This is a genomic window from Phycicoccus sp. Soil802 (assembly GCF_001429605.1).
GTDB lineage: Bacteria > Actinomycetota > Actinomycetes > Actinomycetales > Dermatophilaceae > Pedococcus.
Map to the genome: position 1 here is coordinate 440,321 of NZ_LMSS01000003.1, position 15,899 is coordinate 456,219.

Consider the following 15,899-nt stretch of genomic DNA (forward strand, 5'->3'; position numbering starts at 1 on the left):
ACGCGGCATACAGTCGCTTCGTGCCGTTGCTCCTCGACCTGACTCCCTTGCGGGACAACGCGCCGTACCGGCGGCTGTATGCCGGGTTCACCCTCTCGAACGTCGGCTCGCAGATGGCCGTGGTCGCGATCGGGTTGCAGGTCTACGCGATCACCCGCTCCACGGCGGCCGTCGGGCTCGTCGGGCTGTGCGCCCTCGTGCCGCTGGTGTTCATGGGTCTCTACGGCGGCACGCTGGTCGACCACTTCGACCGGCGCAAGGTCGGGCTCATCGGGCAGGCCGTCGGCTTCGGGTCCAGCCTCCTGTGCGCCCTGCAGGCCTGGCTCGGCAACACCCATGTCTGGGTGCTCTACGCGTTGGTGGGGTTGTGGAACGGCGCCTTCGCGGTCTCGTCGGCGGCCCGGTCGTCGATCTACCCGCGCATCCTCGAGCGCGACCTGCTGCCCGCGGCGAACGCGCTGTCGGTGTTCGCGATGAGCGCGTCGATGACCGTCGGGCCGCTGCTTGCCGGCGTGCTGGTCGACTGGGGTGGCTTCAAGGCGGCCTACACCGCCGACGCGCTGATCACGACCGCCGCACTCTGGGGCCTGGCCAGGCTGCCGTCCCTCCCGCCAGAACCCGAGGAGGGCGCCGCCCCGACCCGGCCGGGGCTGCGGTCGGTGCTCGACGGGTTCGCCTTCCTGACGACCCGACCCAACGTGCGGATGACCTTCGTCGCCGACATCTGCGCCATGCTGCTGGCCCAGCCGCGAGTGCTCTTCCCTGCGGCGGGTGCTTTGATCTTCGGTGGTGGCGCCAAGACGGTCGGCGCGCTCTCGGCCGCCGCGGCGGTCGGCGGGATCGTCGCGATGTTCTTCTCCGGCCAGCTCGGTCACGTGCGGCGGCAGGGCCTGGCGATCCTGGTGTCGATCGTGGGCTGGGGGTTCGCGATCGCGGGGTTCGGGGGAGCGATGCTGGCCGCGGGTGGCGTGCTGTCGCGGGGCGCGGCCCTGTGGCTGGGGCTCGTGGCGATGGCCGTCGCGGGCGCGTCCGACTCGGTCAGTGCGGTCTTCCGCACGACGATCCTGCAGGCGGCCACCCCCGACCACCTGCGCGGGCGGCTGCAGGGGGTGTTCATCGTGGTCGTGGCGGGTGGGCCGAGGCTCGGCGAGATGGCCGGTGGCTTCCTCGCCAACGGCATCGGGGAGGCACGCACCGCCGTGGTCGGTGGCTTCGCCTGCGTCCTCGCGATCGTCGTCCTGGCCCGGCTCCAACCGGGCTTCGTGCGCTACGACTCCCGCCACCCCACGCCCTAGCCGGCGTCACTCCCGCGCTGCTGCCCGAAGATTTCGGCCAATTGCCCGGGATTCCAGGCCCGGGACGCTCGTCGGCACCAGACTTCCGGGCAATTGGCCGGTTTCTAGCTGGGGCTCCCCGGCGCGACCAGCCCGAGCTCGTAGGCCGCCACGACCGCCTGCACCCGGTCGCGCAGCCCGAGCTTCATCAGGACGTTCGAGACGTGCGTCTTGATCGTGGCCTCGCCGAGGTAGAGGTCGGCGGCGATCTCGGCGTTGGACAGCCCGCGGGCGATGAGCGTCAGGACGTCACGCTCGCGTTCGGTGAGGGCATCCAGCGCCGAGGACCGGACCGTCCGCGGGGTCGGCGCGCCGGCGAACCGCTCGATCACCCGGAGCGTCACCGACGGGTCGAGCAGCCCACCGCCCGAGGCGACCGTCCGCACGGCTGCCACCAGCTGCTCGGGCGGCGACACCTTGAGTAGGAAACCGCTGACGCCCGAACGCAACGCCCCCTCGACATACTCGTCCTCCCCGAACGTCGTCAGGATGACGACCCGCGTCAGCGGCCTGGCGGCCATGACCCGTCGCGCCGCCTCGATCCCGTCGACCCTCGGCATGCGCACGTCCATCAGCACGACGTCAGGGGTGAGCTCGAGCGTGGCGGCCTCCGCGTCCTCGCCGTCGCCGACCTCGCCGACGACCTCGATGTCGGGCTCGGCGCTCAGGACCATGCGCAGCCCGACACGCACCATGGCCTCGTCGTCCACCAGGAGCACCCGGATGCTCACGCCCACTCCCTCCGGATCGGCAGCCGCACGTCGACCTCGAAACCGCCGCCCACGACCGGCCCGACCGTCAGGCTTCCCCCGAGCATGTCGACCCGTTCCCGCATGCCGACGAGGCCGTGGCCCCCCAGGGTGGCTGGGTCGGTGTCCGGGTCGTCAGGATGCCCGGAGCCGGGTCCGTCGTCGGTGACCGTGAGGCGAACCACGTTGTCCTCGTTGACGACTCGCACGAACACCTGGGCTCCGGGGGCGTGTCGGAGCACGTTGCTCATCGCCTCCTGCACGATCCGGTATGCCGCGGTGTCCAGTGCCTTGGGCAAACCCGCCAGCGTTCCACGCACCTCGAGCGACACGGGCAGCCCGGTGGCCCGCACGTCCGCCACGAGGTCCTCGAGCCGGGCCAGCGACGGGGGAGGCGCGCCGTCGACGGCGTCGCCGCGCTCGCGCAGGAGTCCCACCGTGGCCCGGAGCTCCTCGACCGACTGACGACCCAGGCGTTCGAGCCCCAGCATCACGTCGCGCTCGGCTGGGTGGTCGACCAGCACGGCGTCGAGCTGCCGACGCAGCCCGCCGAGCTGCAACGTCATGACGCTGACCGAGTGCGCCACCGAGTCGTGCACCTCCCGCGCGATGCGGGCCCGCTCCTCGACCACCGCCGCACGGGCGCTGGCCTCGCGGCGAGCGTCGAGCTCGGTGGCGAGCGCGATGACCTGGCGGCTGCGCTCGCGCTCCCGCCGGACCAGCGTGCCGACCCACCAGGCCGGCACGAACACCGCCGGGAAGAAGACGGTGTCCCAGCTGAGCCCGCTGTAGAGGCCCGCGGTGACGATGAAGACGCCCACCGAGGCGACCACCGCGAGGCGCGACGTCCGCCGGGACGCCGCGAACCCGGCATACGCCGTCGCCACGAGAGCGGCGATCAGGCCGGCGCCGCCCGGTCCGGGTGCACCCAGCAAGGCGGAGACCGGGTAGAAGCAGGCGACCACGGCGGCACCGGCGACCGGCCACCGCACGGCCACCGCGAAGCCGGCGGCGATCACCGCGGACGCGACGGCGAGGACCCCGAAGTGCGGTCGGAACTCGGGGTCGGACCACGCCTCCACCAGACCGAGCAGGCCGAGCGCCACGGCCGCGACGGCTGGCACCACACGGTGGTCGCGCAGGGCGATGGCTCGAGACATGGCGAAAACATTAGGGCGCTTGCCGAGCACGCGTATCCCACTTGAGGAGGAGCGGCGGCCCGGCCGACTCCGCCTCGCGGGGGAGGAGAGGTCGGTGTCCCTCGACGGATCTGCGGTGAGGTGCCGGGCCGGGACTGTTGGGGCAACGCCGAGAGACGGCGACGGCCGACCGGCCACCTCACGAAAGGACCCGACCGTGACCAGCACGACGACACGGACCACGCCCACCACCAACCAGACCGAGGTCGCCTCGCCGCGCCGGGTGCCCAGCCGGGCCATGGCCTTCGCCGGCGGGATCGCCCTCGTCGCCGGACCCCTGCTCTGGGCCGGCGGCATGGTCACCTCTCCCGAGCAGGCGAGCATGGCCGACGCCGACTACATCGCCTCACTCACCCGCGACACGACGATGACGCAGATCTCGGCGCTGTTCCTGCACTACGGCAACCTCGTCATCGCGCTCGGCATCCTCGCCGGCCCGAGCCTGGTGCGCGGAGCCCGAGGGCTGCGACTGGCCGTCGCGGGGGCGCTCGCCACGGCGATCGGCTTCGCGAACGTCTCCGGGATGGTGCTCAGCGACTGGTGGAACGCCTCCGCCGGCACCCACCTCAGCTCCGACCAGGCGGTCGAGGTGTTCCGCGGCTTCAAGACCGGGTCGCTGCTGCCCTTCTGGGACGGCACGGAGCCGCTCAGCCTGCTCGGCCCGTTGCTGCTGCTGGCCGGCCTCGCCCGTGCCGGCGTCCTCGGCTGGTGGACCATGGCGCTCATCGTCGGCGGGGTCGCCGGCCTGATGGTCTTCGGGGCGACCAGCCCCCTGGTGGCTGCGGCCTGCGTGCTCGTCGGGTTCTCGCCCTTCGCGCTCGTGGGGCTGCGCCTCCTGCAGCGGAGCCGGCTCGCCTGAGCCAACCCACCCCAGAGGTATGCCGCGCGGCTGGCTCAGCCGCGCGGCATACCGCGTGGTGGTGGCCAGCTTTCGGCCAATGGCCCGACTTCCCCGGGCTGGTGCGCCCTGCGGCAACGGAATGTCGGGCAAATGGCCGGTTCCTAGACCGAGGTGCCGCGGCGCTCGGCGGCCCGGCGCCGCTCGTCCGTCGCGTCCGCCATGGCCCACCGCACGGTCGAGGTGGCCACCCCGCCCAGCGGCCGGCCGACCAGCCGCTCGGTCACGGGGAGCCACGGCAGCCGCAGCGGCTGACGCGCCCACCGCGGGAGCATCGCCACGGCGCCCGCGGCCAGCGCGGCATACCCGGGCCTGGCAGCCAGCGGCAGCGGCGGGTGGACGAGCAGGAAGCGCGCTGCCTCGCGCGCCGCGGCGGTCGACGCCAGCTCGGGCCGGTAGCCCTCGATGGTCGCGCGCAGCGCGGCGACGGTGGTGGGTGGGTCGACCACCCCCAGGGCCTTCGCGACGATGCCACCCTGCTCGACGTAGCGGTCGGCCTCGGCCGCACTCAGCGGCGTGACCGCGTAGCGCTGGTAGGCGGTGAGGAAGCTGTCGGCCTCGGTCGCGTGCACCCAGGCCAGCAGGTGCGGGTCGCTGGCCGAGTAGGGCCGGCCGTCGGCCGCCTTGCCGCGCACCCGGTCGTGGATCGAGCGGACCTTCGCGATCTGCTCCTGCGCGTGCTCGATGGTGCCGAACGTCGTGGTGGCCAGGAACTCGCTGGTGCGCTGGAGCCGCCCCCACGGGTCACCCTTGTAGCCCGAGTGGCCGGCGACCCCGGCCATCGCCAGCGGGTGCAGTGACTGGAGCAGGAGCGCCCGGATGCCGCCGGGGAACATCGCCGCGTCGGCGTGCACGCGCCAGATCGGGTCGTCCGGCGTGAACCAGCGCGGTCCCTCAGCGCCCCAGATCCGCTCCGCCTTGACCTGCGCGTCGGTGCCGGCGACCCGCGACCGGAGCGCCGACGCGAGCTGGCGGCGGGCGCCGTCGGCCACCGGTGCGAGGGGCGCCAGCAGGGTCATTGCGTGCGCCGAAGCCTGCGTCGTGGGAGCTCCTTCAGGCGCGCGGCGGGGGTGGGGAGGTCGGCGGGGCGCACCCGGGTGGACAGGTCGCTGTTCGCGATCAGCTCGGCGATCGGCGTCGTGGACGTCGGGTGCGCGGCGATCGGGTCGTCGCCGGCGAAGACCACCCACACGGGTTCGCTGTGGTCGGCGCGCGGGTCGAAGGTCTTGAGCACCGTCCCCTCGCGCACCGTCGCTGCGTGCTCGATCGCGCGCCGCCGGGCCTTCTGCCGGTCGAGCGCGGTCTGGGCGGCCTTCATCGCTGGTTCCTTGGCCTGCTGCGCCAGCACCACGACGTGGGGGCCGTACTTGACGCCCCACTTCACGAGGTTGCCGACTGCCTTGCCTTTGCTGGGCATGCTGCCTCCCTGACTGGTCCGACCTTCACCCTAATCTCGGACGCCTAGTCTTCGACCATGAGCGACGTCCTGCGCACCGACTACAGCGGCGAAGGCATCTCCGAGGCCGAGGTCGCGCCCACCCCGTGGCAGCAGGCCCGGCTCTGGGTCGACGACGCGGTGGCCCGCTCGCAGGTGCACGACGACGTGCCCGAGCCCTACGCCCTCTCCGTCGCGACCGTCGATGCTGCCGGCAGACCCAACGTGCGCACCGTGCTGATGCGCTTCTTCGACGAGCGCGGCCCGGGTTTCGTCACCGGCACCGAGTCGACCAAGGGCCTCGAGATCGCCGCGACCGGGGGCCTCGCGGCGGCACTGACCTGGCCGGCGATGTACCGGGCGATCCGCTTCCGGGGCGTCGCGGAGCTGCTGTCGCGCGACGAGGTCACCGGCTACTTCGGCTCGCGCCCTTGGGCCTCACGCATCTCGGCATGGGCTTCGCGCCAGTCCCAGCCCATCGAGGGGCGCCAGGGCCTCGAGGACGCCTACGCGAGGTATGCCGCGCAGTTCCCCGACCACGGCGACCCCACCGACGTGCCCGTCCCCGACTTCTGGGGCGGGTACCGGGTGGTCTGCGACGAGGTCGAGTTCTGGGGCGGCCGCCGCAACCGGCTGCACGACCGGCTCGTCTTCAGCCGGGTCGCGCCCGGCTCGCTCGACGACGCTGACGCCTGGGCCCTGAGCCGCCGCCAGCCCTGAAGACCCGGGATCCCCCTGCCGGTTCGATGTAAACGCGCCGGAGATCTCCGGCGCGTTTACATCGAACCGGGGTTGTGGGACTCGGTCTGGACCTCGTCGTCGGCGCCGTGGCCGGAGTTGGCGCCCTCGCTGGGCTCGCGCTCCTTGCGCCGCAACAGGAACGACGCCAGGGCCAGCAGGATGATCGTGCCGGACAGCAGCCCCATCAGCCGGAGGGTGTCGGCGAACTCGGGCTTGCCCAGCAGGTCGGGGGCCTTGACCGAGAGCACGACGATCTCCTTGATCGAGGCGATGATCCCCACGAGGAGGAACGGCTCGGCCACCAGCTCGCGCCGGTTCAGGGTGGTGCGCACGGCGAACAACAGCTCGACGACGATGAAGACGAGCAGGAGCAGGTCGAGGATGTCGGCCACGACCTCGACCACGGTGCCGCTGCCGAGGTCGCCGAAGGTCAGGGCCGTCTTGCCGATCACGACGGCCGCCACGGCGAACAGGATCACCGCCACCGCGAGGTAGACGACGTTCTCCACCCGCTCGATGGTCTCCTCGATCCAGTCCGTCATGGCCTCATCCTGCCGGGTTCGAGGTATTCGGCGGCCGGATTCCGGTAGCGGATTACCTCGAACCGGAAATCTCTACTCGTCCGTATCCCGGGACGGTCGGAAAGCAGCGAGTGGCCTGCCTCACACTTGTGAACGGAATCACACGCGCGCGCCAACGTCGCCGTTCGCGCGGTCCCCGTCCCGACCGCCGAATCCGAGGAGCCCCATGGCGCCCGCCGACCCCACCGCCGTTCCGCCGACCCCGCCGCCCCCTGCCCTCCACCCCGTCGTCGCCGACGTCACCGCCCGGGTGACCGACCGCAGCCAGGCCAGCCGCACGGCATACCTGCAGCGGATCTCACGCGCTGCCTCCGAGCTGAGCCTGCGCCCGGCGCGCACCGACCTCGGGTGCTCCAACCTCGCCCACGCGGTCGCCGCGTGCGGCGGCAGCGACCGCACCGTGATGGCCGCCGACACCGGCGTGAGCCTCGGCATCATCACGTCCTACAACGACATGCTCTCGGCGCACGCGCCGTTCGAGCACTACCCCGCAGCGATGAAGCAGACCGCCCGCGAGGTCGGTGCGGTCGCCCGCGTGGCCGGTGGTGTGCCCGCCATGTGCGACGGCATCACCCAGGGGCGGGCCGGCATGGAGCTCAGCCTGTTCAGCCGTGACGTCATCGCGATGTCGGCGGCGATCGCGCTCAGCCACGACGTGTTCGACGGCGTCCTCATGCTCGGCGTCTGCGACAAGATCGTGCCCGGGCTGGTGGCGGGGGCGCTGGCGTTCGGCCACCTGCCGACCGCCCTCGTGCCCGCCGGCCCGATGGCATCGGGTCGCTCGAACGCCGAGAAGGCCGAGACCCGCAAGGCCTTCGCGGCCGGTGAGGTCGGGCGCGACGAGCTGCTCGGGAGCGAGGTGGCGTCCTACCACTCGCCCGGCACCTGCACCTTCTACGGCACCGCCAACTCCAACCAGATGCTCATGGACGTGATGGGCCTGCACCTGCCCGGGGCGGCGTTCATCCACCCCGACGACCCGGTGCGCGACGCCCTGACGGCCGCGACCACCGAGCGGGTCGCCGAGATCGCGGCCTCCGACACGCCCTACGGCATCGGCCAGGTCGTCGACGAGAAGGCGATCGTCAACGGCGTCGTCGCGCTGCTCGCCACGGGTGGTTCGACCAACCACACGATGCACCTCATCTCGATGGCTGCCGCCGCGGGCATCGACCTGACGTGGGAGGACTTCGACGACCTGTCGACCGCCGTCCCCTCCGTCGCCCGGATCTACCCCAACGGCCCGGCCGACGTGAACCACTTCCACGCAGCCGGCGGCACGGCCTTCCTGGTGCGCACCCTCATCGACAACGGGCTCCTGCACGAGGACGTCCTGACCCTCGCCGGTCCGGGGCTGCGCCGCTACACCCAGCGGCCGGTGCTGGTCGACGGTCGGCTCGAGTTCGTCGATGCTGCAACGGAATCCGGTGATCCTGCCGTGCTGCGTGCGGCCGACGACCCGTTCAGCGTCGACGGGGGCCTGCGGGTCCTCGGCGGCACCCTGGGCCACGCGGTCATCAAGGTGTCCGCGGTGGCGCCCGAGCACCGCGTCGTCGAGGCGCCGGCCCGCGTGTTCACCGACCAGGTCGGCTTCCTCCAGGCATTCTCGCGGCGCGAGCTCGACCGCGACGTCGTCGTCGTCATCCGTGAGCAGGGCCCGTCGGCCAACGGCATGCCCGAGCTGCACGCCCTGACCCCTTCGCTCGGGGTGCTCCAAAAGCGCGGGTATGCCGTGGCGCTGGTCACCGACGGCCGCATGAGTGGGGCGTCGGGCGCCATCCCGGCCGCCATCCACGTGACGCCCGAGTCGGTGCATGCCGGGCCGATCGCCAAGATCCAGGACGGCGACGTGGTGCGGGTCGACTCGCTGACCGGTCGCCTCGACGTGCTGGTCGACGAGGACGAGTTCGCGGCCCGCGTACCGTCGCCCCGGGTGAGCGAGGAGGGCATCGGCACCGGCCGTGAGCTGTTCGCGGCCATGCGTGGCGCGGTCGGCCGGGCCGACGAAGGGGCCCACGTCTTCGGCAGCCTCGGGAGGCTGTGGGAGAAGGCCGACGCCGCACCGTTCCTGACCTCGGAGGAGACCCGATGACCACCAGCGCCACCACCACGAACGTCACCACCGGCGTGACCACCACCAGCGTGACCACCACCGATCCAGGAGCGGGCCGCACTGTCCTGCGCGACGGCGCCGACGTCCTGGCCCTGGCTCCGGTGATCCCGGTCGTCGTGGTCGACACCGTCGAGCAGGCGGTGCCGCTGGCTCGCGCACTGGTGCGCGGCGGCATACCGGTCATCGAGATCACGCTGCGCAGCGAGGCCGGGCTCGGCGCCATCGAGGCCGTGGCCGCGCAGGTGGAGGGCATGGTCGTCGGTGCGGGCACGGTGGTGACGCCCGCGCAGGTGCAGCAGGTCAAGGATGCCGGCGCGCAGTTCCTGGTCACGCCGGGCTCGCCGCCGCGGCTGCTCGAGGCGGCCCTGGCCAGCGGCCTCCCCCTGCTCGCGGGCGCGGGCACGCTGACCGAGATGCTGACCCTCGCCGAGGCGGGTCTCGAGGCGATGAAGTTCTTCCCGGCCGAGGCCAGCGGTGGGCGCCCCTACCTGTCGGCGGTCTCCGGGCCGTGTCCGCAGCTGCGCTTCTGCCCGACCGGCGGCATCACGCCCGAGACGGCCGCGGCCTGGCTCGCGCTGCCCAACGTCGGCTGCGTCGGCGGCTCCTGGCTGACACCGAAAGACGCTGTGGCGCAAGAGGACTGGGCCCGGATCGAGGCCCTCGCAGCGGAGGCTGCCGCGCTGCGCCTCGCCTGAAGCACGGGTGGCAACGCGTCGCGTGAGGGGCGACGTGTTGCCACCCGGTGGTCACCAGAAGGCCGGAGACGGCATCGGTGCCAATGGGCAGGCAACAGGTCGCCGGACATGGAACAGCCCGTGGGCCTCGCCTCGCCGCGATCGAGCGGCTCGGCGTGCGCAGGGGACGACCTGCGCGGCCCACGGGCTGCGGTGAACTGCTTGGGATTGCGCCGGATGGCGGACCTCGAGCAGTCGAGGTGCGCTAGCGCGCAGTCACCTCACGCGTCCAAATTGAAATCACTTCTTGGACCACCTCCCTTCCGTGTAGCTCGACGCTAAGTCGGGAAGGTCGCCCTGTGCAACAGCTTTCTTGAAGTCGTCGGCTTCGCGAGACGGCCAGGGTCAGACGGAGGTGACGACCTCGTCGTAGTCGAGGCGGGGCAGGCGGTCCATCCAGGCGCCCTCGGCGGGGCGGCCGATGTTGACCACGGCGATGGTGCGGTGGGCGCCGTCCGGGAAGAACTCGCGGTCCACGCCCGCAGCGTCGAACCCGGTCATCGGGCCGGCCGCGAGGCCCGCCGCGCGGACCCCGAGGATGAAGTAGGCGACCTGGAGGGTGCCGTTGAGCAGGGCCGAGCCCTCGCGCATCTCGTCGTTGCCGGCGAAGATGTCGCGGGCGCCCTCGAAGTGCGGGAACACCTTGCCGAGCTCGTCGTGGAAGTCGGTGTCGGCCGCGAGGATCGCGACCAGGGGAGCGGTCGAGGTCTTCGCCTTGTTGTTGCCGCCCATCAGCTCGACGAGCCGACCGCGAGCCTCGGGGGTGCGCACGAGGACGATCCGCAGTGGCTGGTTGTTCATCGACGTCGGGGCCCACTTGACCAGGTCGTAGATGGCGCGCACCTGCTCCTCGGACACCGGCTCGTCGGTGAAGGCGTTGGCGGTGCGGGCGTCCCGGAACAGCAGGTCCTGGGCCTCGGGGGAGAGCTCGAGGTGGTCAGCGGCGAACTGGGCCTCGAGGTCGGTCAGGGAGTCGTGGGTCTGGGTCATGAGTGGTTGAACAGTCAACTTCATGGTTGCATTCCCCAACCACGAACCCACAGGTCAGAGGCCTGCGAGCACGCTATGGGGAGATTGGGCCGGGCTGGGGGAATTGCTCCGTTTGTCGCCCGGCGCATCGTCGCTGCTATACACGAGGGGTGCCTTCCAGGACGAACGCGATGACGCGTGGCCACCACCGGCTCTCCAGTGCCTCCGGGCTGCGGGCGGTGTTCACCGACGATGCCTGTCTGGCCCGCCTCGACGCAGCCGCGACGTCCCTGGTGATGTACCCAGCCAGTGCCCACGAAGCAGGCCCGGCCAACCTCTACCTGCGCCGGCTCGACGGTGCCGCGGCCGCTTGGGTGCCCCTGCTCGGACCGTCCAGCCGCAGCGTCGTGACGTGGTCGGAGCGCGGTCCCGTCGCGACCGGCGAGTGGGAGGGCCTGCGGTATGCCGCGTGCTACCGGCTCGCGGAGGGCGCGCCGGCGTGGTTCTGGCAGGTCAGCGTCGAGAACACCCGCGACACCGAGGTCGTCGCGGACGTGGTCCTCACCCACGACCCGGGCCTCGCGCCCTACGACGCGATCCGCACCAACGAGTTCTACGTCAGCCAGTACCTCGACCTGACGCCCGTCACCACGGCCCACGGGACGGCCCTTGCCGTGCGGCAGAACATGCCCGGCCAGGCGGTGCCCTGGCTGCTGCTGGGGTCGCTGGCGCAGGGGCACGGGTGGGCGACCGACACCCTCCAGCTGGTCCGCGGGGCCGCCCGGCCGGGGGTGCCCGAGGCGCTGTCCGTCGCCGAGCTCCCCTCGCACCGGCTCCAGCACGAGCACGCCCTGGTGGTGCTCCAGGACGCCCCCGTGCAGCTCGCCGCCGGCGGGCGCCACGACACCGGCTTCTACGGGATCTTCAGCCCCGACCACCCCGACGCCACGTCGGGTGCGGACGCCGCGTGGGCGACGCAGGCCCTCGCCCAGCCCGAAGCCGAGACCAGCGATCTCCTGTCGCGGAGACCTGCCGACGGTGGCAAGCGCGCCGGAGCCTCGCGCTCGTTGTTCAGCGCGTCGCCCGCCTTCGCGGCCGACGACCTCGACGCCGACACCCTCGCCGAGCTGACCGGACACTCCGACCCGCGCCACGTCGAGACCGACCCCGACGGCGCGCTGCTCTCGTGGTTCGGCGGCGACGGCTCGCACGTCGTCACCGCAGCCAAGGAGCGCGACGTCCTGCGCCCGCACGGACACGTGCTGCGCACCGGCGACGCCCTCGTCCCCGACACCGGCACGCTCACCTCCACGCTCTGGATGACCGGGGCGTTCCACTCCCAGCTGACCCGTGGGCACGTCGGCCGCGACCGGTTGCTGTCGACCCGCCGCGGCTACCTCGGGGTGCAGCGCGCACACGGCCTGCGGGTGTTCGTCGAGGACCCGACGGCGCCCGGTGGCTGGGCGCTCCTCGAGCTGCCCAGCGCCTGGGCGCTGCGCACCGACGGCGCCACCTGGTGGTACGCCCGCGACGACCTGGCCCTCGAGGTCGGCTCCACCGCGACCCCGGGCGCCCACGAGCTCGGGCTGTCGGTGCGCTGGCTGTCCGGCGCACCTCGTCGGCTGCTCGTGGCCCTCAACGTCGCCCTGTCCGGCGACGACGGCCTCGACCCCGCGGCATACGACGTCGTCACGCACGACGGGGGCGTCGAGGTCGGCGACGGCTCGACGACCCTGCACCTCGGGTGGTCGGCCGGGGCCGTGTCGGTCGCGGGCGACGGCCCGCTCTTCGCCGACGGCGCGGACCGCGGCACGCCCTGGGTGACGCTCGACATCGAGCCGCGGGGACGCTTCTCACTGACCCTCGCGGTCACGTCCGACGCCGCCGACCTCGAGGTGCGCCCCACCTCCGACCAGCACCTCGGTGAGCAGTGGCCGGCGACCGTCGCCGGGGCGCTGCGGCTGACGCCGGGCGCGACCGACGCGGGTCTGGCTGCCGAGGTGGCGCGGATCGACACCGCCCTGCCCTGGTTCACCCAGAACGCCCTGGTCCACTACCTCTCGCCCCGCGGGCTGGAGCAGTACTCCGGCGGCGCCTGGGGCACCCGTGACGTCTGCCAGGGGCCGGTCGGGCTCCTCACGGCGCTCGGGCGCGACGCCGAGCAGCGCGACGTCCTGCTGCGGATCTTCCGGGCCCAGAACGCCCGGGGCGACTGGCCGCAGGCGTTCGACTTCCTCCCGCCCCTCCCGGAGGCCGGCCAGCACGACGCCCACGGTGACGTCCTCTACTGGCCCGTGCTCGCGGTGGGCGACTACCTGCAGGCGACGCGGGACACCTCCCTGCTGAGCGAAGGCCTTCCCTTCGTGGGCGACGACGGGCTGACCGCTCCCGTGTCCGTCGAGGACCACCTGCGCCGCGCCCTCGACCGGGTCGCGGAGGTGCGGGTGCCCGGGTCGGCCCTGCCGGCCTACGGCCACGGCGACTGGAACGACTCGCTCCAGCCGGCCGACCCGCATCTGGCCGCCCGCCTCGTCTCCACCTGGACCACGGTGCTGCTCGTGACCGCGCTGCGTTCGCTGGCCGCCGGCCTGGAGTCGTGCGAGGTCGCGCCCGACGTCGTCGCCCGCGCCCGTGCGGCGGCCGACGCTGCCCACACGGCGATCACCGACGACCTCGTCGTCGACGGCGTGCTGCCCGGCTACGTGCTGCTCAACGACGACGGGTCGTCCGAGCCGCTGGTGCACCCGCGGGACACCCGCACCGGACTCACCTACGGCGTGCTGCCCTGGATCCACGCGATCTCGGCCGACCTGCTCAGCCCCGAGCAGGCGCGACACCACCTCGACCTCATCGACGAGCACCTGCTCGGGCCTGACGGTGCGCGGTTGTTCGACCGCCCCGTCACCTACCGCGGTGGGCCGATGAGCGTCTTCCAGCGCGCCGAGGCGAGCACCTTCTGGGGCCGCGAGATCGGGCTCATGTACATGCACGCGCACCTGCGCTACGCCGAGGCCCTCGCGCGGGTCGGCGACGCCGACCGGCTCTTCGCCGCGCTGTGCCAGGCCAACCCGATCGGCGTCACCGAGCGCGTGCCGCGCGCCCGGCCGCGCCAGAGCACGACCTACTACTCCTCGTCCGACGGCGTCTTCGACGACCGGCTTGACGCCAGCAAGCGGTATGCCGCGCTGATGGCCGGCGACGTCGACCTCGAGGGCGGGTGGCGGGTCTACTCCTCCGGGCCCGGTCTCTACCTGCGACTGCTCGCGGAGACGCTGCTCGGCGTCCGGTCGCGGGGTGACCGGGTAGAGCTCGACCCCGTGCTGGCGCCCGGCCTCGACGGCCTGACCGCCCGGATCCCGTTGGGAGACAAGCGTCTCCAGGTCACATACCGGGTGGGCTCGGCGGGCTCCGGCGTGGTGCGGGTGACCTCGGGTGGTCGCGAGCTCACGACCACGGCCCTGGCCAACCCCTACCGTGCGGCCGGCGTCAGCGTGGCCCGGGCCGACCTGCTCGCCGGGGCGTCGGGCGACGACATCGAGCTCACGGTGCAGCTCGCCTGACTCGGCAGAGCGGGCCCTTGAAGTCGGCCAATTGCCCGACTCTCAGGGCTCTCGGGCGCGGATTGCGCGGAAAACCGGCCAATTGGCCAGGTTTCTCAGGACTCGCGGTGCACCTTGTGGGGAGCGGCCTGGACGCGCGGCTTGATGACGAGCAGGTCGATGTTGACGTGGGCCGGCCGCGAGACCATCCACCCGATCGCGTCGGCGATGTCCTGCGCCACCAACGGCTCGGACACCCCGGCGTAGACCTTGTCGGCCCGCTCCTGGTCGCCCCCGAACCGGGTCAGCGCGAACTCCTCGGTGCGCACCATGCCGGGCGCGATCTCCTCGACCCGCACCGGTTGGTCGACCAGCTCGAGCCGCAGCGTCTCGGTCAGCGCCGCCACGGCGTGCTTCGCGGCGACGTAGCCCGACCCGCCCTCGTAGGCGACCCGTCCGGCGATCGACCCGACGTTGAGGATGGTGCCCGCACCCGAGGCGACCAGGGCGGGCAGCAGCGCCTGGGTGACCTGGAGGGTGCCGATGACGTTGGACTCGAACATCCCGCGCCAGTCCGCCACGTCGGTGTCCGCCGCCGGCGCCAGGCCGAGCGCACCGCCGGCGTTGTTGACGAGCACGTCGAGGCGCTCGCCCACCTCGGCCGCGAGCCGCGCCACGTCGTCGGCCGAGGTCACGTCGCACACGACGGCCCGGCCACCGATCTCGGCTGCCACCGCCTCGATCCGGTCGGCCCGCCTCGCGGCGCAGACCACCTCGAAGCCGTCCGCGGCGAGGCGTCGGGCGGTGGCCTCCCCGATGCCGCTGCTGGCCCCGGTCACCACGGCGAGCTTGCTCATGCGCTACCTCCTGCGGGTCGAACTGCACTGGGGTTGATGGCGATCCACGTCGCCTCGGCCTGCCCGAGCAGGCGGCCGTCGGCGGCATACAGGGCGGTGCCGCTCTGGTACTTGCGGCCCTCGCCGCCGCGCGGCCACGCCATCACGACGTGTTCCTCGCCGACCGCGGGGAGGCTCGCGACCTGAGCGGTCATGGTGCCGAGCACCATCGGTCGTCCGGCGATGCCGGAGGCCCAGCCACCGGGGCAGTCCAGCGCCGCCCACACCGTCTCGAGGGTGACGTCCGCAGCCGGGACCCACGCCGCGGCATACGCACCGTCGCCCTCGGCGACCCGACCGGGCTGGAGCCGGAGCCCGTCGCCGCGCTCGCGACCCGTGCCGCACGAGAAGCAGGTGGGGAAGGGGTGGGCGGCCAGGCCCTCGTACCCCTCGCCCGCCGTCGTGGCAGCGGCGAACGACACAGGCGCGGGTATGCCGGTCGGCGCCAGGGCGGCGCCGACCGTCGCCTGCGCGACCGGGTGCTCGCCGTCGGCGACCTCGAGGGACCGCCGTCCGTCGGTCTCGCCGTGGACGACCTGCAGGTCACGGTCGAGCGGGGGAGGGGTGCGCAGCCGCACGGTGACCGACTCGTCCGGCCCCGGCTCGAGGAGCGCGGCGGCATGGCCGCTGACCCAACCCCCGTTGCCCGACTCGGGCGGACCACAGAACCGGGACGGCACGACGAAACCCATGTCCCTGAACCTACTGGGC

General features: G+C 72.8%; 14 protein-coding genes. 6 read left to right on the forward strand and 8 right to left on the reverse strand.

The features are described 5' to 3' along the window. The first annotated feature begins 20 nt into the window (after positions 1-20). The gene (locus ASG91_RS08700) at positions 21-1,295 is read left to right on the forward strand and encodes an MFS transporter (RefSeq protein WP_056922222.1); all 1,275 of its coding nucleotides are present in this window, start codon (positions 21-23) and stop codon (positions 1,293-1,295) included. A 104-nt stretch (positions 1,296-1,399) separates the two neighbouring features. Here the strand turns inward: ASG91_RS08700 and ASG91_RS08705 are convergent, their stop codons facing one another. Then, positions 1,400-2,065, reverse strand: a complete 666-nt coding sequence (locus ASG91_RS08705) for a response regulator transcription factor (RefSeq protein WP_082594052.1) — start codon at positions 2,063-2,065, stop codon at positions 1,400-1,402. Then, positions 2,062-3,243, reverse strand: coding sequence for a sensor histidine kinase (locus ASG91_RS08710; protein ID WP_056922223.1), 1,182 nt, complete (start codon positions 3,241-3,243; stop codon positions 2,062-2,064). Before ASG91_RS08710 ends, ASG91_RS08705 begins: the two co-directional genes overlap by 4 nt. 196 nt (positions 3,244-3,439) lie before the next feature. Here ASG91_RS08710 and ASG91_RS08715 point away from each other — a divergent pair, with 196 nt between their 5' ends. Further along, positions 3,440-4,141, forward strand: coding sequence for a hypothetical protein (locus tag ASG91_RS08715; protein WP_056922224.1), 702 nt, complete (start codon positions 3,440-3,442; stop codon positions 4,139-4,141). 143 nt (positions 4,142-4,284) lie between these two features. Here ASG91_RS08715 and ASG91_RS08720 read toward each other — a convergent pair whose 3' ends face one another. Further along, entirely contained in the window at positions 4,285-5,199 is a 915-nt protein-coding gene (locus tag ASG91_RS08720; RefSeq protein WP_056922225.1) for an oxygenase MpaB family protein, read from the reverse strand. Continuing rightward, the gene (locus ASG91_RS08725; RefSeq protein WP_056922226.1) at positions 5,196-5,597 is read right to left on the reverse strand and encodes a hypothetical protein; all 402 of its coding nucleotides are present in this window, start codon (positions 5,595-5,597) and stop codon (positions 5,196-5,198) included. Before ASG91_RS08725 ends, ASG91_RS08720 begins: the two co-directional genes overlap by 4 nt. 57 nt (positions 5,598-5,654) lie before the next feature. On the opposite strand from ASG91_RS08725, the gene pdxH reads away from it, so the two are divergent. Then, complete coding sequence (gene pdxH, locus ASG91_RS08730) at positions 5,655-6,335, forward strand: pyridoxamine 5'-phosphate oxidase (protein ID WP_056922227.1); 681 nt, start codon at positions 5,655-5,657, stop codon at positions 6,333-6,335. 56 nt (positions 6,336-6,391) lie between these two features. Here pdxH and ASG91_RS08735 read toward each other — a convergent pair whose 3' ends face one another. Then, positions 6,392-6,898 carry a phosphate-starvation-inducible PsiE family protein gene (locus ASG91_RS08735; protein ID WP_056922228.1) on the reverse strand — a complete coding sequence of 169 codons (507 nt, stop codon included), beginning with the start codon at positions 6,896-6,898 and terminating at the stop codon, positions 6,392-6,394. A 205-nt stretch (positions 6,899-7,103) separates the two neighbouring features. Between ASG91_RS08735 and edd the strand changes: the two genes are divergently transcribed. Continuing rightward, positions 7,104-9,029 carry a phosphogluconate dehydratase gene (gene edd / locus ASG91_RS08740; protein WP_056922229.1) on the forward strand — a complete coding sequence of 642 codons (1,926 nt, stop codon included), beginning with the start codon at positions 7,104-7,106 and terminating at the stop codon, positions 9,027-9,029. Continuing rightward, a complete protein-coding gene (gene eda, locus ASG91_RS08745) occupies positions 9,026-9,745 on the forward strand; it encodes a bifunctional 4-hydroxy-2-oxoglutarate aldolase/2-dehydro-3-deoxy-phosphogluconate aldolase (protein ID WP_082594021.1) in 720 nt (239 codons plus the stop codon). Before edd ends, eda begins: the two co-directional genes overlap by 4 nt. Before the next feature lie 384 nt (positions 9,746-10,129). Here the strand turns inward: eda and ASG91_RS08750 are convergent, their stop codons facing one another. Next, positions 10,130-10,798, reverse strand: a complete 669-nt coding sequence (locus tag ASG91_RS08750) for a malonic semialdehyde reductase (protein ID WP_235545485.1) — start codon at positions 10,796-10,798, stop codon at positions 10,130-10,132. Between the two features lie 125 nt (positions 10,799-10,923). Between ASG91_RS08750 and ASG91_RS08755 the strand changes: the two genes are divergently transcribed. Then, positions 10,924-14,313: a hypothetical protein gene (locus ASG91_RS08755; RefSeq protein WP_157606234.1), complete on the forward strand. Its 3,390-nt coding sequence runs from the start codon at positions 10,924-10,926 to the stop codon at positions 14,311-14,313. A 95-nt stretch (positions 14,314-14,408) separates the two neighbouring features. Here the strand turns inward: ASG91_RS08755 and ASG91_RS08760 are convergent, their stop codons facing one another. Further along, complete coding sequence (locus tag ASG91_RS08760; protein ID WP_056922232.1) at positions 14,409-15,149, reverse strand: SDR family NAD(P)-dependent oxidoreductase; 741 nt, start codon at positions 15,147-15,149, stop codon at positions 14,409-14,411. Then, positions 15,146-15,880 carry a hypothetical protein gene (locus ASG91_RS08765; RefSeq protein WP_056922233.1) on the reverse strand — a complete coding sequence of 245 codons (735 nt, stop codon included), beginning with the start codon at positions 15,878-15,880 and terminating at the stop codon, positions 15,146-15,148. The genes ASG91_RS08760 and ASG91_RS08765 overlap by 4 nt, the downstream gene beginning before the upstream one ends. Between the last annotated feature and the right edge of the window lie 19 nt (positions 15,881-15,899).